21 protein-coding genes and 1 tRNA gene are annotated in these 21,043 nt (G+C 69.2%); 7 read left to right on the forward strand and 15 right to left on the reverse strand.

Annotated features, from left to right (window positions below):
* Nucleotides 1-187: 187 nt before the first annotated feature.
* The 4 genes from ACFWN2_RS39240 to ACFWN2_RS39255 all read right to left on the reverse strand — a co-directional run bounded on the left by ACFWN2_RS39240 (nt 188) and on the right by ACFWN2_RS39255 (nt 3,477).
* Nucleotides 188-1,021: an SMP-30/gluconolactonase/LRE family protein gene (locus ACFWN2_RS39240; RefSeq protein ID WP_382435636.1), complete on the reverse strand. Its 834-nt coding sequence runs from the start codon at nt 1,019-1,021 to the stop codon at nt 188-190.
* Entirely contained in the window at nt 1,018-1,818 is an 801-nt protein-coding gene (locus ACFWN2_RS39245; RefSeq protein ID WP_382435637.1) for a sugar kinase, read from the reverse strand. Before ACFWN2_RS39245 ends, ACFWN2_RS39240 begins: the two co-directional genes overlap by 4 nt.
* Nucleotides 1,815-2,573 carry a hypothetical protein gene (locus tag ACFWN2_RS39250; protein ID WP_382435638.1) on the reverse strand — a complete coding sequence of 253 codons (759 nt, stop codon included), beginning with the start codon at nt 2,571-2,573 and terminating at the stop codon, nt 1,815-1,817. Before ACFWN2_RS39250 ends, ACFWN2_RS39245 begins: the two co-directional genes overlap by 4 nt.
* A gap of 76 nt (nt 2,574-2,649) precedes the next feature.
* Nucleotides 2,650-3,477 (reverse strand): cellulose binding domain-containing protein, encoded by an 828-nt coding sequence (locus ACFWN2_RS39255; protein ID WP_382435639.1) that lies wholly within the window; start codon nt 3,475-3,477, stop codon nt 2,650-2,652.
* Nucleotides 3,478-3,724: 247 nt separating this feature from the next.
* On the opposite strand from ACFWN2_RS39255, the gene ACFWN2_RS39260 reads away from it, so the two are divergent.
* Nucleotides 3,725-4,489, forward strand: a complete 765-nt coding sequence (locus ACFWN2_RS39260; RefSeq protein ID WP_382435640.1) for a GntR family transcriptional regulator — start codon at nt 3,725-3,727, stop codon at nt 4,487-4,489.
* On the opposite strand, the gene ACFWN2_RS39265 is transcribed toward ACFWN2_RS39260, so the two are convergent.
* From ACFWN2_RS39265 to ACFWN2_RS39280, 4 genes are read right to left on the reverse strand one after another with little or no spacing between them, the layout of a single operon-like run.
* Nucleotides 4,453-5,751 (reverse strand): hypothetical protein, encoded by a 1,299-nt coding sequence (locus ACFWN2_RS39265; protein ID WP_382435641.1) that lies wholly within the window; start codon nt 5,749-5,751, stop codon nt 4,453-4,455. The two genes, ACFWN2_RS39260 and ACFWN2_RS39265, sit on opposite strands and share 37 nt — an antisense overlap.
* Nucleotides 5,748-6,134, reverse strand: a complete 387-nt coding sequence (locus tag ACFWN2_RS39270) for a PTS sugar transporter subunit IIA (RefSeq protein ID WP_382435642.1) — start codon at nt 6,132-6,134, stop codon at nt 5,748-5,750. Before ACFWN2_RS39270 ends, ACFWN2_RS39265 begins: the two co-directional genes overlap by 4 nt.
* Before the next feature lie 9 nt (nt 6,135-6,143).
* Nucleotides 6,144-7,748: a PTS system mannose/fructose/sorbose family transporter subunit IID gene (locus ACFWN2_RS39275; RefSeq protein ID WP_382435643.1), complete on the reverse strand. Its 1,605-nt coding sequence runs from the start codon at nt 7,746-7,748 to the stop codon at nt 6,144-6,146.
* Between the two features lie 6 nt (nt 7,749-7,754).
* Nucleotides 7,755-8,231 (reverse strand): PTS system mannose/fructose/N-acetylgalactosamine-transporter subunit IIB, encoded by a 477-nt coding sequence (locus ACFWN2_RS39280; protein WP_382435644.1) that lies wholly within the window; start codon nt 8,229-8,231, stop codon nt 7,755-7,757.
* A 190-nt stretch (nt 8,232-8,421) separates the two neighbouring features.
* On the opposite strand from ACFWN2_RS39280, the gene ACFWN2_RS39285 reads away from it, so the two are divergent.
* A tRNA-Leu gene (locus tag ACFWN2_RS39285) sits at nt 8,422-8,495 on the forward strand.
* Between the two features lie 71 nt (nt 8,496-8,566).
* Here the strand turns inward: ACFWN2_RS39285 and ACFWN2_RS39290 are convergent.
* Nucleotides 8,567-8,848: a metal-sensitive transcriptional regulator gene (locus ACFWN2_RS39290; RefSeq protein ID WP_189158599.1), complete on the reverse strand. Its 282-nt coding sequence runs from the start codon at nt 8,846-8,848 to the stop codon at nt 8,567-8,569.
* Between the two features lie 325 nt (nt 8,849-9,173).
* Here ACFWN2_RS39290 and ACFWN2_RS39295 point away from each other — a divergent pair, with 325 nt between their 5' ends.
* Entirely contained in the window at nt 9,174-9,515 is a 342-nt protein-coding gene (locus tag ACFWN2_RS39295; protein ID WP_093597089.1) for an Lsr2 family protein, read from the forward strand.
* Between the two features lie 111 nt (nt 9,516-9,626).
* On the opposite strand, the gene pabB is transcribed toward ACFWN2_RS39295, so the two are convergent.
* From pabB to ACFWN2_RS39310, 3 genes are all read right to left on the reverse strand, one after another.
* Entirely contained in the window at nt 9,627-11,612 is a 1,986-nt protein-coding gene (gene pabB / locus ACFWN2_RS39300) for an aminodeoxychorismate synthase component I (RefSeq protein WP_382435645.1), read from the reverse strand.
* A 95-nt stretch (nt 11,613-11,707) separates the two neighbouring features.
* The gene (locus ACFWN2_RS39305) at nt 11,708-12,565 is read right to left on the reverse strand and encodes a hypothetical protein (RefSeq protein WP_382435646.1); all 858 of its coding nucleotides are present in this window, start codon (nt 12,563-12,565) and stop codon (nt 11,708-11,710) included.
* Nucleotides 12,562-13,059, reverse strand: a complete 498-nt coding sequence (locus ACFWN2_RS39310; RefSeq protein WP_382435647.1) for a SigE family RNA polymerase sigma factor — start codon at nt 13,057-13,059, stop codon at nt 12,562-12,564. The genes ACFWN2_RS39305 and ACFWN2_RS39310 overlap by 4 nt, the downstream gene beginning before the upstream one ends.
* Nucleotides 13,060-13,147: 88 nt before the next feature.
* On the opposite strand from ACFWN2_RS39310, the gene ACFWN2_RS39315 reads away from it, so the two are divergent.
* The 4 genes from ACFWN2_RS39315 to ACFWN2_RS39330 all read left to right on the forward strand — a co-directional run bounded on the left by ACFWN2_RS39315 (nt 13,148) and on the right by ACFWN2_RS39330 (nt 16,879).
* Nucleotides 13,148-14,332, forward strand: a complete 1,185-nt coding sequence (locus tag ACFWN2_RS39315; protein ID WP_382435648.1) for a metallophosphoesterase — start codon at nt 13,148-13,150, stop codon at nt 14,330-14,332.
* 106 nt (nt 14,333-14,438) lie between these two features.
* Nucleotides 14,439-15,605, forward strand: a complete 1,167-nt coding sequence (locus ACFWN2_RS39320; protein WP_382435649.1) for a type III PLP-dependent enzyme — start codon at nt 14,439-14,441, stop codon at nt 15,603-15,605.
* 33 nt (nt 15,606-15,638) lie between these two features.
* Complete coding sequence (gene speD, locus ACFWN2_RS39325; protein ID WP_030476957.1) at nt 15,639-16,034, forward strand: adenosylmethionine decarboxylase; 396 nt, start codon at nt 15,639-15,641, stop codon at nt 16,032-16,034.
* Between the two features lie 29 nt (nt 16,035-16,063).
* Nucleotides 16,064-16,879: a spermidine synthase gene (locus ACFWN2_RS39330; RefSeq protein ID WP_382435658.1), complete on the forward strand. Its 816-nt coding sequence runs from the start codon at nt 16,064-16,066 to the stop codon at nt 16,877-16,879.
* A gap of 67 nt (nt 16,880-16,946) precedes the next feature.
* On the opposite strand, the gene ACFWN2_RS39335 is transcribed toward ACFWN2_RS39330, so the two are convergent.
* The 3 genes from ACFWN2_RS39335 to ACFWN2_RS39345 all read right to left on the reverse strand — a co-directional run bounded on the left by ACFWN2_RS39335 (nt 16,947) and on the right by ACFWN2_RS39345 (nt 20,913).
* On the reverse strand, nt 16,947-17,909 hold the full coding sequence (locus tag ACFWN2_RS39335; protein WP_382435650.1) for a hypothetical protein: 963 nt from the start codon (nt 17,907-17,909) through the stop codon (nt 16,947-16,949).
* A 28-nt stretch (nt 17,910-17,937) separates the two neighbouring features.
* Nucleotides 17,938-18,777, reverse strand: a complete 840-nt coding sequence (locus ACFWN2_RS39340) for a helix-turn-helix transcriptional regulator (RefSeq protein WP_382435651.1) — start codon at nt 18,775-18,777, stop codon at nt 17,938-17,940.
* A gap of 87 nt (nt 18,778-18,864) precedes the next feature.
* Nucleotides 18,865-20,913, reverse strand: a complete 2,049-nt coding sequence (locus tag ACFWN2_RS39345) for a prolyl oligopeptidase family serine peptidase (RefSeq protein ID WP_382435652.1) — start codon at nt 20,911-20,913, stop codon at nt 18,865-18,867.
* Nucleotides 20,914-21,043: the final 130 nt, after the last annotated feature.

Below are 21,043 nucleotides of genomic sequence, written 5' to 3' on the forward strand. Positions count from 1 at the left end.
GCTTCGCCCATGGCAGCTCCAGGACATCGACTTGCGGCCACGACACCGTACCAAGCACGGGCCCGAACAACTGCGCTGTCGTCCCCCTTACGGCCCATCCGTCACCGGATCGGGCCAGTTTGTCGACGGCGAATGCGCCAGTTCGTCCATCACCTCGCACGAAGCCGGCTTTCAGGCAGGTGAATGCTCAGGATTGCGACTGCGGGACGAACTCGTCCGCCGGGCGGCCTGGCACGTCCACGTCGACGGCGAACAGCGCGCCGTCGTGCAGTGAGGGGCGGCGCAGGCCGTAGGTGGCGGTGGTGACGAACAGGCGGGTCAGGCCGGGGCCGCCCAGGCAGACGCTCGTCGGCTGGCGGGCTGGGAGGGTGATCTCCCGGTCCAGGCGGCCGTCGGGGCGGTAGCGGCGGACGACCGACGCTCCCCAGAAGGCGATCCAGACGTTGCCCGCGATGTCGGTGGTCATGCCGTCCGGGGTCTGGTGCGGGGTGTGCACGAAGACTCGGCGGCCGCCCAGGTCGCCGTCGCTGTCCACGTCGAAGCGGTGGACGACTCCTCTTGCGCTGTCGGCGAGGTACAGGAGCGTGCCGTCGGGGGAGAACGCCGGGCCGTTCGGGATCGTCAGTCCTTTGAGGACAGGGGAGGGCGATCCCATGCGGTGCAGGGCGCCGGTGCCGGGTTCGGTGTCGTAGGCCATGGTCGTCACCCAGAAGCGGCCGGACGGGTCGGCCACGGCGTCGTTGATCCGCATGCCTTCGCCCGCAAAGGTTTCCTGCTGTGGGGCATGCAGGATTCCTGCTCCTGTGCCAGAAGCGGCGATCAGCTCGTCGGTGCCTCGCACTGGAGCCACCGCGCCCACGGGGACGGGGAGGGAGGCGATCTCCTCGAATGGCCCGGGGACGTCGCCCCGGGTTTCCAGGACGCGGCCTGCCAGGAGGTCGACGACGACCAGCCTGCCGTTGATCCAGCGGGCTCCTTCGCCCAGTTCGAGCTGGTCGAAGTTCCACTGCGTCAGCGTCATCGGACGGTGCTCCCCGCTTGCAGGTCCAGCAGTTCCAGGTCGGTCCGGGTGGGCAGGCCCTGCCAGTCGCCCGGTGTCGCGACGGCGAACGCGGCCACGGCGTTGCCGCGCCGGAGCCGGGCTTCGGGGGCCAGGCCGTCGAGGTGGCCGGAGAGGTAGCCCGCGACGAACGCGTCGCCCGCGCCGGTGGTGTCGGCGACGGTGACGGGGTGGGCGGGGGCGGACCAGGTGCCGTCCGGAGTTCGCACTGTGGCGCCGTTCGCGCCGTGTTGCACGACCACCTCGGGGATCTGGTGGTCGCCCGCGATCGGAAGCTCGTCGTCGGAGGCGATCAGCACGTCCACCCGTGTGAGGAGCGGCCTGATCACCTCGCCGGCCTTCGTCGTGGACCACAGCTTCGCGCGGAAGTTGACGTCGAAGCTGACCGTGCTGCCCGCCTCGTGGCCGAGGTGGATCAACTCGGTCACGGCGGCGAGAGCGGACTCGCTCAGGGCCGGGGTGATGCCGGTGACGTGCACGATCCTGGGCACGCCGACGTCGAACGCGCGGCGAACGTCCTCTCTGGACAGACGTGAGCCCGCAGATCCGCTGCGGTAGTAAAGAACGCGCGTGATGTCGGCGGTCCGGGGCTCGAACAGGATCAGGCCCGTCGGCGCGTCCGGGGTGACGCGGGCGGCGTGACCGAGTCGGGCCAGCCCGACGGCCACGTTCGACTCGGCGCCCGTGACGGTCAGTTCCGCGGTTCCCCCGAGGCGGAACGCGCCCATGGTCTCGCCCGCGGTGAGCAGGTCGGTCATGTCGTTCCTCCTGCGTACGCGGTGATCGTCAGACGCCAGCACACGGACCCCGAGGCGGGCACGACCGCCACCGGGCGGGTGGTGTCGGCGCGGTCGAAGGTGCGGCCCAGCATGGGTTCCACGCCGACGCTGCGGTACGGCCCGTCCTCCGGCCAGCCGCGCAGGTTGCGCCACAACGCGATCGACACGGGCTGGTCGTCGCAGTCCACGCGCAGGTCGAGTTGCTGGTCGCCGTCGACCACGCGGATCAGGCCGCGTTCCAGCACCGCGCCGGTCGCCGTGCCGTCGTCGGGGCCCAGCGTGTCGAGGCCCGCCGGCCACGCGCGCGGCACCGGTTCCGGATCGGTGATCAGCACGGGGGTGCCGGCAGGAGCGACCAGACGGGCGGACGCGCTGAGGTCGAGCAGGGCGTGCGCCGCCCAGACGAACCGGTAGCCGGGCTCGGCGGTGAGCTCGTAGTCGGCGACGACCGCGCCACCGTCGGACCCCAGTGCGCGCGTGAGCGTGAAGTCGGGGCAGTCGACGCCGGTCCGGTGCCACGGCCTGCTCCAGGCGTCGCCGTGGTCGGGCAGGCCGCGCACGGTCGGAACGCACTCCTCCAGGCCGCCCGCATCAACGAACGCGGAACCCGGCGTCACCTCGGAACGCGCGGGATCGGCCCTGTGCCACAGCCATTCGCGGTCGGCTGTGCGCAGCGAGGTCCAGCGGCCGCCGAGATCGTGGTCGACCTCGGCGTGCAGTGGCACGACCCGCACGGCTCACCCCCCCGGACAAGATCAAATCAGTTAATTACTAATTTATCTTGCCACGGGGTGCCGCCAGGACCAACTGTCAGCTCGTCGCGCAGGCGCCTTCGTTGAGCGTGAACGAGGTCGGCGCGGTGTTCCTGCTGCCAGAGGCCCCGATGAACCCGATGGTCACCTCACCGCGGGCCGGGATCGTCCTCGTCTGGTCGGTGCCGCTCACGTTGACGGACCCGTTGCGCTGCGACACGGACGCGTTCCACGCCTCGCGCACGGTCTGGCCGTCGGCGTACGACCACCGCAGCGTCCAGCCGTTGATCGCGGAACCGCCGTTGTTCCTGATCGTGACCCTGCCCTGGAAGCCGCCCTGCCACTGGTTGTCGACCCGGTAGGCGACCGTGCAGGACGGTCCCGACGCGGTCTGCGTGACGACGGGAGGCGCGGTCGTGGTCGTGGCCGCGGACTTCGAGGACTCGGCGGGCTGCGACGAGGGCGGGGCCGTCGTCGTGGTGGTCGTGGTCGCCGTCGTCGACGCGGTGTCCTTGCCGTTGCAGGGCGCGCCCCACAGGCCGCGGTCCTCGCGTTCGGCGCCCTTCTCGGCGTCGGAGAGCGCACTGTCCGCGGCGTGTGCCCGCAGCGCCCCCTCCCGCACGGCGAGCGAGGCGTAGTCGGTGTCGTCCTCCAGCTTGAGGCTGACCTCTCCCGGCGTGACGGCGGTGACGCGCACCGTCTTGGCCAGCAACCGCTTCTCGGCGAACGTGCGCGCGGAGGCCGCCCAGCAACTCGCGGGCGGGGCCAGCGACGAGACCTGGACGCGCTCACCGGTGTCGAGCTCGACCGTCCGGCCGTCGATCACCGCGCGCACCACGGCCGCCACGTCGCCTCGCGCGTCGTTGACCAGCGTTGGCTGACGCACCTGCACCGGAGACGTCGCGGGAAGGGGCGGGGACTCCGCCGCGCACGCGCACGTCAAAAGAACCAGCAGAAAAGCCAAGGACTTCCGTAACAAGAGGGACTCCCCCACACGTTCATCCAACCGGCATGATCTTACCGTCCGGGGAGCCCCACCAACACCGATCGTTCGGTCTCGATCCACCACGACGACCGCTCGAACCGCCGCCGGCCTGGAACCATTTCCCCGATCACTCGGGCATAATGGCAATGTGCCCCGCCCCAAGCATGTTCCCGCGGACGATCTGGAATTCCCGGACGCGCTGTCTCCCGACCGTCCGAAGGGCGACCAGCTCAGGGAAATTCTGGAGAGCGTCGCGGTCGACGCGGGGCCGGGCAGGCTCATTCCGTCGGAACGATTTCTGGCCGAGCACTACCAGATCTCCAGGAGCACGGTCCGGTTGGTGGTCAACCGGCTAGTGGCGGACGGGCTGCTGTACCGCCAGCACGGCAACGCCACCTTCACGGCGGAGCGTCCTCCCACGCAGATCGACATGTTGACGTCGTTCACCGAGGACATCAAGGCGCGCGGCTCGTCGCCGGGAACGAGGGTGCTGCTGGCCGTCGTCGAATCCGCGGGGGCCGAGATCGCGGGTCGCCTGAACATTCCTCCTGGCGCGCCGGTCTTTCGCCTGGAAAGACTCCGTTCGGTCGACGACGAGCCATTCGCGCTGGAACGCACAAACCTCTCGCTCGATCTTTTTCCCGGCATCGACGCATTCGACTGGGCAGCGAACTCACTGCACAAGACGCTCGAAGAACGGTTCGGCGTGGTCCCTGACTGGAATGACACGGCCATCGGCGCCGTGCTGCCCCCACCGCAGGACGCCGCGCTGCTGGAGATCGAGCCGAGCCAGCCGTGCCTCGTCCTCAAGGGCACGCTGCACGCCGCGGACGGCCGGGTGATCGAGGCCGGACGGTCGCTCTACCGGGCCGACCGCTACACCGTGTTCACCACCGCGCGCCGTTCGCGGTGAGCGCGTAACAGTTCGGCGCACCGCTCCACCAGCACGTCCGCCGCGCCCTGTTCCACCAGCGCGATGTAGGACTCGTACAGCCCCTCGCGGTAGGCGTCCTGGTCGGGCAGGTAGCCCGCGTAGCCGTCGGTGTAGCCGATCACCCTGGTGCACGCGAACGGGCTGGCGGCCTTGATGCGCAGGCCGATCGAGGAGAACAGCTCGAAGGGCGTGTGCAGCCAGGCGACCTCGCCGAGCGAGACGACGGTGACGGGCACCTCCGCGTCACCGTCCAGGCCCGCGGCGGCCAGGGTGGTGAGCATCAGCGTTCCCTCGTACCGGGTGCGCGCGATGCGCACGGCGGGGTCGCTTTCGTCGCAGGGCAACATCTTCCGCCACCCGCGTTCGGCGCCGTCCCGCAACCGCCGGCACTCGGCGAGCGTCGGCAGCGCGCGGTGGGGCAGTCGCAGCACGGTCCGCGTGAGGCGGAGCGGCTCGTCGACCGGGCGGCCCGACGACAGCAGTTCGGTGATCGACTCGGCCAGCCTGCCCCCGAGCGCGGAGACCTCGGCGTGCCCGCGACCACGCCGGACGAACCGCGAGCTCGCGTCGCCCGCCGCGCCCTGCAGGAACGCGACCACCGGGGCGAGCCCGGCCAACTCCCTGCGGGTGGCGCCCGGCCAGTCCGCCGACCAGGCGAGGTTGTCGGCGCCGAGCACGGTCGGATGGCTGGCGTAGTCGAAGAGCAACGCCGCCGGGGTGCCGTCGAGGTGGTGCAACGTCAGCACGCCCACCGAGTCGTCGTGCGGCCCGTCCTGCCGGTGGCGGTTGGCACCGACGCGCGCGGCCTCGCCCATGTGCCAGCGAGCGCGCACCTGTGTCCGTTGTGGACAGATCTGCCGCGCGAGCGCACCGATCCGCTCGGTCAGCCGCTGGACGAGCTCGGGTTCCCGTTCGGCGGGCATGCCGGGGTGGATCGACCCGGTCCAGCCGTCCGGCGCCGAGTGGGTGTGCGACGCGCACACCAGCACGCGGTCGGCGGGCACCCCCGTCTCCTCCGCGACCACGGCGGCCAGTGCCCTGGTCAGCGCGACGTCGGTGGCCAGCGCGTCGAGCGTCACCCAGACCACGCCCGGATCGTCCTCTGTGGACAACCAGACCAGCGTGGCCTCCAGGTCGTCGTGCACGCCGCTGGCGACGCCCTCTCTGGCGAGGTAACCGCCCATGGGATGGCCGGATCCCGGGGTGATCACGGTGCGGCCGGCCGCGAGCAGGAGGGTCATCGGCTCAGCACCGGTTCGGTCAGAACCCCGCCCTTCCCCGCAGTCTGCGCGTGCGCGGCCAGCTCGTCCACGCCCCCGTCGCGCACCAGCACCTCCAGCAGCATCGGCAGGTTGAGACCGGTCACGATCCGCACCCCTGTCCGGCGCGCCGCGAACAGCTTCGCGGCGTTGGCGGGCGTACCGCCGGGGAGGTCGGCCAGCACAAGCACCTCCGGGGCTTCGCCGACGAGGTCCGCGAGCCGTTGCCCGTACGAGTCGGGGCTGTCCGCCGGGCCGAGCTCGCACACCAGGAGGCGGGACTGCGGGCCGACGACGAGCTCGGCCGCGTCAGCGGCACCGGACGGCAGCGCGCCGTGCCCGGCCAGCAGGACGGGGATGGTCATCGCTCGTTCCTAACTCTTGGGTGCGGCGGGCGCGAACCAGCCGAACCAGCCCAGGGCGATGCCGGCCACGACGACGATGCCGATCACCAGCACGGGCTTCAGCCTGGCCTTGACCAGCAACAGGTACGCGGCGGCGGTGACGAGCACGGGAAGCAGGTGGGGCAGCAGGTCGTCGAGGCGGTCCTGGATGGGCACGGTCTGTGTGACCTGCTCGCCGTCGACCGTCGTCGTCTGCCGGTAGGTCAGCGTCGTGACGACCTTGACGCTCAACGGGATGAACCCGCCGAGCACGACGAACCCGAGCACGGTCGCACCGCGGGAGAGCCTGTCGAGCGTGCCGACGGCGAAACGGGCGACCAGCCTCTTGCCCTCGCGGTAGGCTAGGCGGAACTGCCAGCGGCGCACCAGCGCGTACGGGACCAGCACCATGACCATGGCGAACACGGGTCCGAGCCAGTTGCCCTGCAACGCGAGCGAGGCGCCGATGGTGAAGATGATGCTGTTGTACAAGGCGAAGACGAGCGTGTCACCGATGCCGGCCAGCGGTCCCATCAACGCGACCTTGGTGCTCTCCGCGGACTTCGGCGACCGCGCCTCCTCCATCGCGATCGCGGACCCGAGGATCAACGGCCCGCCGACCAGCACCGAGGTGTTGAAGAACTGCATGTGCCGCTGCAGCCCCTGCGCGTACTCGTGCGCGTCCGGGTAGAGCTTGCGCAGCACGGGTTCCATGGCGTAGGCGAACCCGAGCCCCTGCATCCGCTCGTAGTTCCACGACACCTGGCTGGACCAGAAGTACCGCCGGTAGGCCTTCTTCAGGTCCTGCTCGGTGAGCACCCTGTCCACATCGGACGGTTCGGTGTCGTCGGCCACCGGCACCGGTTCGCTCCGGCCGACGACGAGGAACGCGATCGCGACGCCCAGCAACGCGATGCCCAGCACCGGGACGTCCATGTACGCGAACGCCACGAACCCGATGAGCAGCAGGTACCAGTACCTCGACAGCTGCATCATCGACAGCAGCAACGCGAAGCCCACCGCCGGCAGCAACGACCCGGCGAGCGTCATGCCGTTCACGAACCCGGCGGGAATTCCTCGCGTCAGGTTCTCGACCACACCACTGGAAGCGGTCAGCGCGGCCAGGAACGTCGGGATCGCGCGCACCCCGCACCACGGCACGAGACCGAGCCAGTGGATCCGGGCCAACCCCCGCGCGTCCCCCGACGCCGCGTAGTGGTCGGCCCGGTGCACCAGCCCCGTCGTGATCATCTTGCCGATCGGGTCCAGAGCGGACAGCAGGACGGCCGCGGGCAGTGCCACCGCGATCCCGACCGCCACCTGGGCGCTCAACGGCCCCGCCGCACTCCCCGCGAGCGCGGTGCCGACGATCGCGCCGGTCTGGTAGTCCGGGATCGTCGCGCCGCCGTACTGGTACACCCCCAGTGCCACCAGTTCCAGCGTCGCCCCGATCGCCATGCCGAGCAACGGGTCACCCGTGATGAGTCCGGCCACCGACCCCGCCACCAGCGGACGGCCCGCGAAGATGAGGAACGGCCCCAGCACGTCGTAGGTGCAGATGACGGCCCACAGCGTCAAAGCCAGTGCCACGAGCATCTGCGCCTACAGCCCCTTCTTGTCGAGCAGAGCGCTGAAGTCGGCGGCTTTGTCCCTCGGCATCATCTGCGCGACAACGGGAATCCCCTCGGCCACGAGCCGGCGGTACCCCTGCGCGTCCTCGGCGGTCACGGCGATCGACCTGGTCACCATCGTGTACCGCTCGCCGGGGCGGGGTGCGACGTTCCCGACGTTCACCACCTCTGGCCGCACCCCGCCCTCGACGAGGCGGAACGCGTCGGCCGGATGCTTCGCTATCAGCATCACGTCCTCTCCCCAGACGCGTTCCACCACCTCGGCGACCGTGAGCACCTCGGTCGGCAGCCCCCTCGCTGCCTGCGGGAGCAACATCCTCTGCAGTTCGTCACCGGCGACCTCGTCGTTGCACACGACCAGCTTCCGTACGCGCAACCCCCCGGTCCACGCGACGGTCACCTGGCCGTGGATCAACCGGTTGTCGACCCGCAGATGCACTCCCGCCATGCCCACTCCCCCTGGTCAGCCGACGTGGTGCCAATACTGGTGCAAACCAGTATTGGCTGTCAACGGGCAGCATCGAAGACGGATGGAAAAAGGGGACGAAAGACTCCACAGTGGATCTCGGGCACGGCCGCCGGGAGCCAGCCCCCGGAACAAACCTGTTGGGGTGATCCGCTACAGTTCACCCTGCTACGCCCCCGTAGCCCAATCGGCAGAGGCAGCGGACTCAAAATCCGTCCAGTGTGCGTTCGAGTCGCACCGGGGGCACGATCTTCGGGCGAGGCCAAGTTCGCGCAAATGTGCGAACTCGACCTCGCCCGTGTGTGTTTTCGGGACCTCTACGACTTAACGAGTCGCCCGATCGCCGCGGACGCCTCCGCGAGCTTCTCCTCGGCCACCGGGCCGCCTTCCGCCACGGCCTGCGCCACACAATGCTTCAGGTGCTCGTCGAGCAAGCCCAGTGAGACCGCCTGCAGCGCCTTCGTGGCGGCGGAGATCTGGGTGAGGACGTCGATGCAGTATTCGTCGTTCTCGACCATGCGCTGGAGGCCGCGGATCTGCCCCTCGATGCGGCGCAGTCGCTTGAGGTATGCGTCCTTGTCCGCGGTGTACCCGTGCATCGGCTCCTGACCTTCCCTACCCCTGGCGGGTATGTCGAGGATACCCGCACCGGATGGGGGTGCGTTATGTGCGAGCACTGCTCCGTCAGCGGGAATGGGGAAGCGTCCGGCAAGCCCAGCAACGGGTCGGAGTGAGACGACTAGCAGCACATTTTGGACCCATAACACCCGTGTGGTTTACCGGGTAAATGCCCCGACCGGGCGGTTGGGGTCACATTTTAGCTGCGAAAGGTTCGCCGTTTTTCCTCATGTGGACTATGGTGTTGTCGAAGCACGTGGTTACGTCGAGGATCCGCGTGCTATGTGAGTACCCAACGGAGGAACAGTGGCACAGCAGACCGTCGTCCAACTCATCGACGACCTCGACGGCGGAGAAGCCGACGAGACCGTGACCTTCGCACTTGACGGTGTCGAGTACGCCATCGACCTGTCGAAGGGAAATGCGGAGCGGCTTCGTGAGTCGCTGTCGGACTTCGTCGGCAAGGCCCGTCGTGCGGGTGGCCGCAAGCAGCGCAAGGGCACCGGCAAGTCCACGGTCAAGGCCACCGACAAGGCTGAGGCGCAGCGCATTCGCGACTGGGCCCGCGCGCAGGGGCACCAGATCTCGGACCGCGGCCGCATTCCGCAGAACCTGGTCGTGCAGTTCCAGGAAGCGCACGCCTCCTGACCTGGGCGAACACCCGAGGTTTCCACACGTCGGCCGGGATGCCGGCCGACGTGTTAAACCCCAAAGATCTAACACGTCCCGGTTCGTTCACACTATCCCCGGAACGCGGGATCAACGACCGGGAAAGTGCGCTCCGAACAGGCGTGACACCGCGGCGGCCTTGACCGCTGTCTCCTCGAATTCCTCGTCAGGGTCGGACAGCGAGATGACCGCTCCGCCCACACCGAAAGTCACCTGGTCACCGTTGCGGACCAGCGTTCGGATGACGATGCTGAAGTCGGCGGCTCCGTTGAGCGAGAAGTAACCGAGCGCTCCCGAGTACACCCCACGTGGACCGGCTTCCAACCCATCAAGGATCTGCATGGTGCGGATCTTCGGCGCCCCGGTCATGGATCCACCGGGAAACGCGGCTCGAACACATCGGACGGCAGAACTGTCCGGCCGAAGTCGGGCCCTCACGGTGCTCACCAATTGGTGTACGGTCGCGTAGCTCTCGACGTCGAACAACCGGGTCACCTCGACCGAACCCACTTCCGCGCACGTGCCGAGATCGTTGCGGACCAGGTCCACGATCATCAGGTTCTCCGCGCGGTCCTTGACCGATCGCGCCAACGTTGTGCGCAACATCTCGTCGTCCGCCGCATCAACGCCGCGAGGACGCGTCCCCTTGATCGGCGACGACTCGACGACGCCATCTCGGCCGACCCTCATAAATCGTTCGGGTGACGTGCTGAGCACGGACAGGTCACCGAAACGCAGCAACGCGCCGAACGGAACGGGATTTGCGGCACGAAGCAGCCGATAAGTGTCCCACGGGTCGATCGAGGCACGCCACGACATCATGTTCGTCAGACATGCCTCGTACGTCTCCCCGGCCGTGATCGCTTCCTGGCACGCGCTGATCAGCTTCAGGTAGTGCGCGCGCGGATGCCGCAACGTCACGTCCGACACGACAGGACGCGAAGGTTCGGCCAAAGGCGTGAGATGAGCCAGAACCGCGGAAACCTCGCCGAACCAGTCGTCGTCGGTCAGCGAGAGCAAATAGACGCGATCCTCCGCGTGATCGACGACCACGGCGCGGTCCGCGAACACGAACGACGCGTCGGGCTGTTCGGCGCGGTGGGCGAAGTCGCCGCCGCACTCGGCCTTGAGCTCGTAACCGAGGTAGCCGACCCAGCCCAGGGCGAAGTCGAACGGCACGTCGGGCTGCTCGACGCCCCACTCCAGCAGGTCGTCGTCGAGCCAGGAGAAGAAGGAGGGGCAGGGCAGCGGCTCGCCGTCGAGCGTGAGCACCCGGTCCTGCACGGAGTACTGCGCGACGCGGGCGAGGGGTCCCGAGGCGTCGCCCAGGAACGAGAACCGGCCGCCGGACCCGCTGTCCAGCCAGAACGCGGTCTCAGACGCTCCGTGCAGTGCCGCGAACACCTCTTCCGCGTTGACGGCCACGGCGAGCTTGCGGACGTGCACAGGGCGCTTCTGAGCCGTTGAACGAACCAGCACGGGTTCCGGCACCGCGGCGGTGTGCGTCGGGGTCAGCGCGGCGAAGTTCGCGAGCATCTCGCGGCCGAACTCCGTGCAGATCGACTCGGGGTGGAACTGCACACCCCACGCGGGTCTGTCCAGAGCGCGCACACCCATGAGCACGCCGTCATCGCTCCACGCGACCGCCTCCAAAGAAGAAGGCAGCTCCGTGACAGCCAACGAGTGGTAGCGCACGACGTCGAACTGCGAGGGCAGCCCCGCGAACACATCCACACCCGTGTGCGTGACCGGCGAAACGATCCCGTGACGCGGCACGGGCGCGGGCCCCACCACCGCGCCGTACGACTGGCACAGCCCCTGATGCCCCAGGCACACGCCCAGCAACGGGATCTCGGCGTGGTCGATCACCGCGCGGCAGATGCCGAAGTCCGCGGGGTTGCCAGGCCGGCCGGGTCCTGGCGAGATCACCACGTGGTCGAACGACCGCAGCGAGGACAGCCGGAATCGCGGGTCGTCGTTGTGGACGACCACGGGCTCGGAACCGTTCACCTCCGCCAGGTGCTGGAAGAGGTTGAACGTGAACGAGTCGTAGTTGTCGATGAGCAGTGTCCGCATTGCGAAGCGGCACTCTACCTGGCAAAACACCCGAACTGAGCAACGAGAGAGGGCGGTCACGAATCGTGACCGCCCTCTCCCCGCGAACGCGGACTTCAGCTGCCGAGCAGGAACTTCGGATCAGCTGTGAGCTCCGCCAGCTGCTGCGTGGAGAACGGCTCGGCGTCGAGCTTCGGGTGACCGGAGTCCTGGTACTCCGCCTGCTGCAGGACCAGGACCGTCCAGCCGTTGTCCGCCCGGTACCCCGCCCACGTACCCGGCGTGTGCGCGGCGGTGCCGCCGGCGGACGTGGAGCGGACGACCCCGACCTGCTTCCCCGCGACCTCGACGACCTCGCAGTCGGTCGGCTCGTCCGGCCGGAACCCCTGGGCCACCGAACACGGCTTGCTCTTGCCCTTCGGGTCCGGCGTCGTCACCCGCACGGTGAGGTTGCCGATCTTGTCGCCCTTCCGCACCGGCACGTACGCCGTGTACTCCCAGATCTCGGGCGTCTCGCCCTTGTCCGTCGAGACCTGCGCCTGACCTCGGAGCATGCCACCGTGCATGCCGGAGGTCCGGTACTCGATGGCGGGTGCGTCGAAGCCGGCCGGCACGGACGTCCTGGCCAGCTCCAGCAGCTGCGCGGCACGATCGGCCTGCGGGCCGTTGGTGGCCGTCCGGTCGCTCTGCCCGACCGGCCACTGCTCGCCCCACTCCGTGACCGGCTCGCCGGAACTGCTGCTCGGTCCCGCTCCCGTCATGTACTCCTTCGCCGCCTGCGGGTTCAGCGCGAACGCCGATCCGAGGCCGACGCCGACGACCAGCACTGCGACCACGGCACCCGTGATCGACGCCCGCCGCTTGGAACGGGCCTTGTGCGCCCTGCCGAGCGCGATGCCCGGATCCATCGACGGCGGCGGGCTGCTCGCCACCACCACGTCCTGAAATGCTCGCTTGAGGTCCTGTTCGTTCATCGAACCCTCTCCTGCTCCGAGAGCAGACCGCGCAGCGTCTGCAGCCCCCGCGCGGCCTGGCTCTTCACGGTTCCTTCCGAACACCTGAGGGCCACGGCCGTCTGCTCGACGGACATGTCCTCCCAGTACCGCAGGACGAGGCACGCACGCTGCTTCGGAGGCACCTTCGCCAGCGCCTCCAGCAGCACCATCCGTTCCTCTGGGTAGGAACCCGGTGGAGCGGCCGAGTCGGTCAGGTCGTCACTCGCCGACTCGAACCGGAACCACCCGCGCCGTCGCTCGGACAGGAACGTCCGCACCAGGATCTGCCTGGTGTAGGCGTCCAGCGCCTCGTGCCGCTCGATCCTCCGCCAAGCCAGGTACAGCTTGGTGAAGGCCTGTTGCACGAGGTCCTCCGCGCGATGCCAGTCACCGCACAGCAGGTATGCCGTGCCGCGCATGACGTCGGAACGGGCCGCGAAGTACTCCTGGAACGCGGCGTCCCGATCACTCATCAGGTTCCCCCTATCTGCGGTGCCGGGTTAGTCACGCCACCTGGGGCCTGGCGGGTTGCACGAAGTTCTGGAATCGCATACTGATGTCGTGATTTTCCTTTTGCTCCTCGGCGTCCCCGTCGCGTTGGGCCATTTGTACCTGTGGCGGCGCCTGGTCGTGGACACCACGCTGCCCCGCACGCTCGGACGCCGCATCGGCGGTGTGGCGATCGTCGCCGCGTTCCTCGTGCTGATGAGCGCCCTGGTCGTGACGCGCAGGGTGCCGCCGGAGTACGGGAAGTTCTTCGCCTGGCCCGGGTTCGTGTGGCTCGCCGTGCTCTTCTACCTGGCGATCGCGCTCGGCATCGCGGAGGTCCCCCGCCGGATCCTGCTCAGGCGCGCCCCGCTCGCGCCGGTGGCCGTCGGCGCCGGTCCCGAGCCCGTCGAACCGGTCGAGGTCGTGCCGGACCCGTCGCGGCGGCTGTTCATCTCGCGCTCCGTGGCGATCGGGTCGGGCATCGCGGCGGGCGGCGTCGTCGGCTACGGCATGACGCAGGCGCTGGGCGCCCCGCAGCTGCTGAACGTGCCGGTGACGCTGGACAAGCTGCAGGCGTCGCTGTCGGGGTTCCGGATCGCGGTCGTGAGCGACATCCACCTCGGGCCGCTGCTCGGGCGTTCGCACACCGAGCGGATCGTGCGGATGATCAACGAGCAGGAGGCCGACCTCGTCGCGATCGTCGGCGACCTGGTGGACGGCACCGTCGCCGAGCTGGGCGAGGCCGCGGCACCGTTGCGCGACCTGGTGTCCAAGCAGGGCAGCTACTTCGTGACGGGCAACCACGAGTACTTCTCCGGGCACGAGCAGTGGATCGCGGAGCTGGACAAGCTCGGCGTGAACCCGTTGCGCAACGAGGGTTTGACGGTCGCCGACGGCATCGAGGTCGTGGGCGTGAACGACGTCACGGGCAAGTCGTACAACGACGGCCCGGACTTCGAACGCGCTCTCGCAGGCCGCAACCGCAACAACCCCGTAGTCCTGTTGTCACACCAGCCCGTGCAGGTCACCGACGCCTCTTCACACGGCGTCGACCTCCAGTTGTCCGGTCATACACACGGCGGCCAGATGGTGCCGTTCAACTTGTTCGTGCCGCTGCAGCAACCCAGCACCGCGGGGTTGTCGAAGGTGGACGACACGTGGCTCTACACCAGTCGTGGCGCGGGTTTCTGGGGTCCGCCGGTGCGCGTCGGTGCCCCGCCGGACATCACGATGATCGAGCTGCGTTCTGCTGGCTAAATCACACTCGGCTGGACTGGCTTGCGCACTTCCGGTGTCCAGGCCGTAGAGTGGACGGCCGTGCCCGCGTGCGGAACGCGGCGGATGAAGGGGGACCCCTGGGGAAATGACCGAGAGCTTCGCCGTTGATCGGCGCAACGAGGCAGAGGCTCGTATTCGGCGTTTCCTGGACCAGGAGAACCCGTCGACACCGTGTCTGGTGATCGACCTCAGGACGATTCGCGCGCGCTACCAGGCGATTCACGCCGCCATGCCGTCCGTCGACATCTTCTACGCGGTCAAGTCGAACCCGGAGTCCGACGTGGTCGGCACGCTGGTCGCGGAGGGTTCGAAGTTCGACGTGGCGTCACCGGCGGAGATCGACCTGTGCCTGGAGCGCGGCGCCGAACCGTCGTCGATCTCCTACAGCAACCCCATCAAGAAGGCCGCGGACATCGAGTACGCCTACTCGCGTGGCGTGCGGATGTTCGTGTCGGACAGCGAGCAGGACGTCCGGTTCGTCGCGTCCCACGCGCCCGGTTCGTCCGTGCTGGTGCGGATTCTTGTCCACAGCAAGGGTTCCACGTACCCGTTCGGCAACAAGTTCGGTTGCGATCCCGAGATGGCGACGGACCTTTTGCGGCTCGCGCACGAGTTGAGCCTCGTTCCTCTCGGTGTCGCGTTCCACGCGGGATCGCAACAACTCTCCGTCGAGGGCTGGGACTCCGGCATCGCGGACGCCGCCCTGATCGCCGCCAAGCTGCGCGCGGAGGGCATCGAGACCACGACGGTGAACCTCGGCGGCGGGCTTCCCGCCGTGTACCAGGAGTCCACGCCGTCGCTGGAGGCTTTCGCCTCTGCCATCGAGGCTTCCGTCGCACGACACTTCGGTGCCGTGCGTCCCAGGGTGATGATCGAGCCGGGCCGGGCGATCTCGGCCGAGGCCGGGATGATCCGCTCGTCGGTCGTGCTGGTGTCGCGGAAGTCCTATTCGGACGAACGCCGCTGGGTCTACGTCGACATCGGCCGCTACCAGGGCCTCGCCGAGACCGAGGGCGAGGCGATCGCGTACCGGTTGCGCACCTCGCGCGACGGCGGTGAGACGGGCCCGATCGTGCTGGCCGGTCCGACGTGCGACGCGGACGACGTGATCTACCAGCACACCCGCTACGACCTGCCGCTCGACCTGAGGGCGGGCGACCACGTGGACATCCTCCACGCCGGCGCCTACACCTCCTCCTATTCGTCCGTGTGCTTCAACGGCTTCCCGCCGTTGGCCACGTACTGCATCTGAGTCCGTTGCAATTCACATAGTTTGGAGTGATTGATGTCCGAAGCGCCCTGTCAGACCGAGGAGACCGTCGGTTTGTTCGCGGGACAGCACGTACTTGCAGAGCTTTCGGGCGTGAGTGCCGATCTGCTCGATGACGAGCAGTTCCTGAAGCACGCCCTTGGTGAGGTTCTCACGCAGGCCGACGCAACCGTGCTGGAGGTGATCTCCAAGAAGTTCGATCCCCAAGGAGTCACCGTGCTGGCTCTGCTGTCGGAATCCCATGCGTCGATCCATACCTATCCCGAAGTGGGTTCGGTGTTCGTCGACGTGTTCACCTGCGGTACTCGTGCGAAACCCGCGCTGGCCGTCCAGCTACTCGCTGACGCTCTGGGCGCTGCTCATGTGAGCACGGACCTCGTCACTCGTGGCGTCAAGGAGCATGTCGCGTGAACACCATCAACGAGCCGCTCGCCGATGGCATGACCCGCCACTGGCAGGTGGACGAGGTGCTGGTCGACACCAAGACCGACTTCCAGCACCTGGTGATCGCCCGCACGGCGCAGGGGTTGTCGCTGTTCTGCGACAACGACCGCCAGTCGACGGAGTTCAGCCAGCTGACCTACCACGAGGCCCTGATGGTGCCGGCGCTGCTGCTGGCCGACACCGTCGAGCGCGTCCTGGTCATCGGCTCCTCCGAGGGCGTCGTGTGCCAGATGGCCGTTCAGCACGGTGCGACCGTCGTCGACCACATCGACATCGACGAGCAGGCCGTGAAGCTGTGCGCGGAGCACCTGCCGTACGGGTACTCGGTGGAGGAGCTGGCCGCCGCCGAGAAGGGCGACGGCCCGATCCGCGTGCAGTACATCGACGGGTTCGAGTACATCCGCACGACGTCGGAGAAGTACGACATCGTGCTGGTGGACCTGCCCGACGAGCGCGAGGAGGAGGCGCAGCACAACCGCCTGTACGGCGCGGACTTCCTGCGCATGTGCAAGGCGCTGCTGCGTCCCGGCGGCGTCGTCGTCAACCAGTCCGGTTGCCAGACGATGTGGCGCAACACCACGCTGATCCGCTCCTGGCAGCGGTTCAACGAGGTGTTCGACACCGTCGCGTACTACGGCTCGGACGAGCACGAGTGGGCGTACCTGTTCGGCCGCGCGGACGTCGTCGAGGACCCGACCGCGCTGATGGTCGAGCGGCTGAAGACGGCCGGGTACGAGCCCGAGTCGATCGACGACCTGGCGTTGGTGGGCAACAGCATCCCGCCGTACCGGGTGCGGCAGTCGCTGGCCTGATCGAGGCACTTCGGAGGGGCGCTTCCCGTTCGCGGGAGGCGCCCCTTCTTTTGTCCACAGTGGACTTCTACCGGTGCAGGTCCGCGAGCAGCAGGTTCGAGTCGGTGCCGCTCAGGTTGGCGCCGTTGGTCACGTAGGCCCGGCTCCCCCGAACGACCACGGCCGTGGTCCCCCGCATGCCGTCCCCGGCGTCCAGCAGGGTTTCCCGCACGCCGTCGGGACTGACCCGCACGAGCTCGTTCGCCTGGTTGATCGCGGCGAGGATCTCGGTGCCCCTGCCGGTGAAGTCGAAGTCGTCGACACCCTCCAGTCCCCGGGCCCTGATCTCGGCTCTGCCGTTGGTGACCGGAATGCGGACGATGGTGCCGCGGTCGGAGTTGCTCACCCACACAGCGCCGTCGTGAACCTTCATGCCGTTGGCACCGAAGAACCCGTTCGGCGCCAAGGCCGGGTCCGCCGACCACACGGACGCGCGGCCGCCGTGCAGCGGTGCCTGCCAGACGCGCCCGCCGGTCGAGTCGGTGACCAGGAAGCGGTTCCGCTCGTGGTCGACGACCAGGGCGTTCGGGAAGGTGTCCGCGGGCATCGGCACCACGAGCCTGGGCTTGTCCTGCGGACGCACCTGCCAGATGCCCGTCAGCCCGCCCTGCCCGGCCGAGTAGAGGAAGTAGACGGCACCGGTGTGCGTCCGGGCGACCCCGGTGACGACGGGGACGCCGACAACTGGAGTGGTGCCCCCGCCACCGGGAGGCGGCGGCATGGTGACGAGCACCTGGACGGTCCCGTCGCGCGACACCCTCACGACCTGGCGGGCCGGGATCATGCCGACGACCACGCCGCCGTCCGGTTCGACGGCGATGCTCTCCGCTGCCTGGCCGGCGGCACGGTCGAAGTGGGCGAGGACGCGCACGTCGCCGAGGTGCGTGCCGGAGTGGTGCGAGGTCACCGGGGCCGCCGAGGCCGCGGGAGCCGTGGCGAGCAGGGCGGCGAGGCCGAGCGCGGGCGCGCGCCACCGACGTTTCGGGGACATGGTCCTTCTTCCGTGTTCGTGACGCCTGCTAGCGGGCGAAGGTCTCCTGGCCGAGTACGGCGAGGAGTTCGAGCTGGGAGACGGCGGCGCTGCCGGGAGCCGGTGAGTACACGACCAGGCGCTGGTCCTGCCTGGCCGTCGCGAGGACGTCGAAGTCGAGCTCGACGAGTCCGACGGCCGGGTGCAGGACGCGCTTGCGGTCGCTGCGGCGGACCGCGACGTCGTGACGCGCCCAAAGCCCGGCGAACTCCTCGCTCTCCGCGCGCAGAGCCCGGACCAGCGCGTTCGCTGCGGGATCCGCTGGGCGGACGGCGAGGGTCGCCCGCAGGTCGTCCACCAGGGCGCGGCTCTCGTGCTCGTGGTCCTCCGCGAGGAACCGGCCGCGCATCCGCGGGTCGGTGAACCACCGGTAGGTGCAGCTGCGGGCGAGGCCGCGGAAGTGGGTCTGCTCTCCGAGCAGCGCGTCGGCCATCGGGTTCTGGACGAGCACGACGTTGAGGTCGGAGGCGATGAGAGCGGGCAGGCCGTGCAGCCCGTTCAGCAGCCGGAGGAGGCCGCGGCTGACGTGGTCGTCGCCGCCAATGCGAGGTGGGGCGTGGTGACCGGCGAGGCGGAACAGGTGGTCGCGCTCGTCGGCCGTCAGCCGCAACGCGCGGGCGAGCGCGGTGAGCATCGCGACCGACGGCCGCGGGCCGCGTCCCTGTTCGAGCCTCGCGTAGTAGTCCGGTGACATCCCGGCGAGCTGGGCCACCTCGAACCGGCGCAGGCCGGGTGTCCGGCGCCGGCCACCCGCCGGGACGCCGACGTCCGCGGGCTGGAGCACCGCGCGCCGGCGGCGGAGGAAGCCCGCGAGGTCGTTGCGTTCCATGTCTCCAGCATGATCCGCGCGCGGCGGGTCAGCCAGGACTCCCCGATACCACCCTGGCCGGTCCCTCGGGACCGGCCAGGAGGTGCGTCAGGCCAGCGACTGCTTGAGGAAGTCGACCTGCAGCAGGAGGAGGTTCTCCGCCACCTGTTCCTGCGGGGTCATGTGCGTGACGCCCGAGAGCGGCAGCACGGTGTGCGGGCGTCCGGCCGCGAGCAGGGCGCTCGACAGGCGCAGGGTGTGGGCGGCCACCACGTTGTCGTCGGCCAGGCCGTGGACGATCATCAGCGGGCGGGAGAGCTTGTCCGCGTCGTTGATGAGCGAGTTCTGGTCGTAGACCTCGGGCTTGTCGTCCGGGTGTCCGAGGTAGCGCTCGGTGTAGTGGGTGTCGTAGAGGCGCCAGTCGGTGACCGGGGCTCCGGCGATGCCCGCGTGGAAGACGTCCGGGCGGCGCAGCACGGCCAGCGCGCTCAAGTAACCGCCGTAGGACCAGCCGCGGATGGCGACGCGGGTGAGGTCGAGGTCGGGCTCGACCGCGGCGGCCGCGTGCAGGGCGTCGACCTGGTCCTCCAGGGTGGCGCCGGCGAAGTCGAACGCGATCGCGCGCTCCCAGGCGAGGCCACGGCCGGGGGTGCCGCGGCCGTCGGCGACGAGGACCGCGAAACCCTGGTCCGCCAGCCACTGCGAGGCCAGGTAGGCGTTCTGGGCCGACACGACGCGCTGGGCGTGCGGGCCGCCGTACGGGTCCAGCAGCACCGGGAGCTTGGTGCCCGGGACGTGACCGGTGGGCAGCAGCAGGGCGGCGCGCAGGGACCGTTCGCCGAGGGTCAACAGGCGCGGGGACGCCTTGAGGACCGGCGTGTCCGCCCACGACTCGATCACGTGGTCGCCGACGGTGACCCTCGCGCCGAACCTGTCCACAGTGGCCGACACGAGCACCACCGTGCCGCCACCCCTGACCGCGGAGTGCACACCGTCCTCAGAGGACAGTCGCTCGACCTCGGCGCCGACCGAGTAGACGTGCGTCTGCGTCGGGTCGTCCGCGGAGGCGGCGACGAGGATGGAGTCGTCGGTGATGTCGAGCACCCGGCGCACCTGCAGGCCGGACGTCAGGACGTCGTCGCCGACCCTCAACGCGTACTCGTCGCCGGAGCCCACGATCCGCACGAGGCGGCCGTCCGGGGTCCAGGCCGGAGCGCCGTCGCTGACCTCCAGCCACACCGGGTCGGTCTCGGTCGCGAGCTCGGTGACCGCGCCGGTCTCGGGGGCCAGCGTGTAGATCGTGCGGGTGCGCTGGTCACGGCTCTGCGTGGTGATCAGCGGGGCGCCGCCGGACGACCAGTGCACGTCGTTGAGGTAGTCGAACTCGAGCAGCACCGGGACGAAGGTGCCGTCGAGCGACACCACGTGCAGCGACACCTCGGCGTTGTCCGTGCCCGCCGCCGGGTACGCGATCTCGGTGGCGGCGGTGGCGGGGTTCGCCGGGTCGGCGATGTACCAGCGCTGCACCGGGGAGTTGTTCACGCGCGCGGCGATGAGGCGCTTGCCGCCCGGTTCCCACCAGTAGCCGCGGTAGCGCGACATCTCCTCGGCCGCGATGAACTCCGCGAGGCCGAACGTCACGTCCTCGCCGTCCGGGACGGCGACGTCGTAGTCCTCGCCCGACTCCAGCTCGACCACCCGCAGCGTGCCGCGCGTGACGTAGGCCACGCGCTCGCCCGTCGGGTCGACGCGCGGGTCGATGACCCCGCCCCTGGTCGGCAGTTCGCGCACGTCACCGCTCGTCAGGTCGGCCACGAACAGGCGGCCGGACAGCGCGAACGAGGCCACCGAGGCGTCGCGGGACAGCGAGTAGCCGACGAGGCCGGCACCGGACTCGCGCGTGCGCTCACGGCGCGCCTTCTCCTCCGCGGGCAGGTCCTCCGGGTCGGACAGCAGCATCGCCGGGTCGACGAGCAGACGTTCGGTTCCGGTGGAAGTGTTGAGCTCCCAGAGGCCGTTCGCGCGGCCGGTGGCCGTGGCCGGGCGGAGGAAGAACACGCGTGCGCCGTCTGCCGACACCGCGAACGTCCTCGGTGCGCCGACGGTGAACCGCTGGGTGCGCGCCTGCTGGCGCGGGAAGGAGATGTCGTTGCCCACGACCCCACACTAACCCGCGCTCTGACCTCATATAGTCACCTGTTTTGACTGTCACGGGCCTTGCCCGCTGCCTCGACTCCAGGAGCTTCCCGTGTCCACCCAGCTGACTGAGACGGCTCCACGCGAGGAC

It is taken from the genome of Lentzea sp. NPDC058436, from assembly GCF_042721515.1.
Lineage (GTDB): Bacteria > Actinomycetota > Actinomycetes > Mycobacteriales > Pseudonocardiaceae > Lentzea.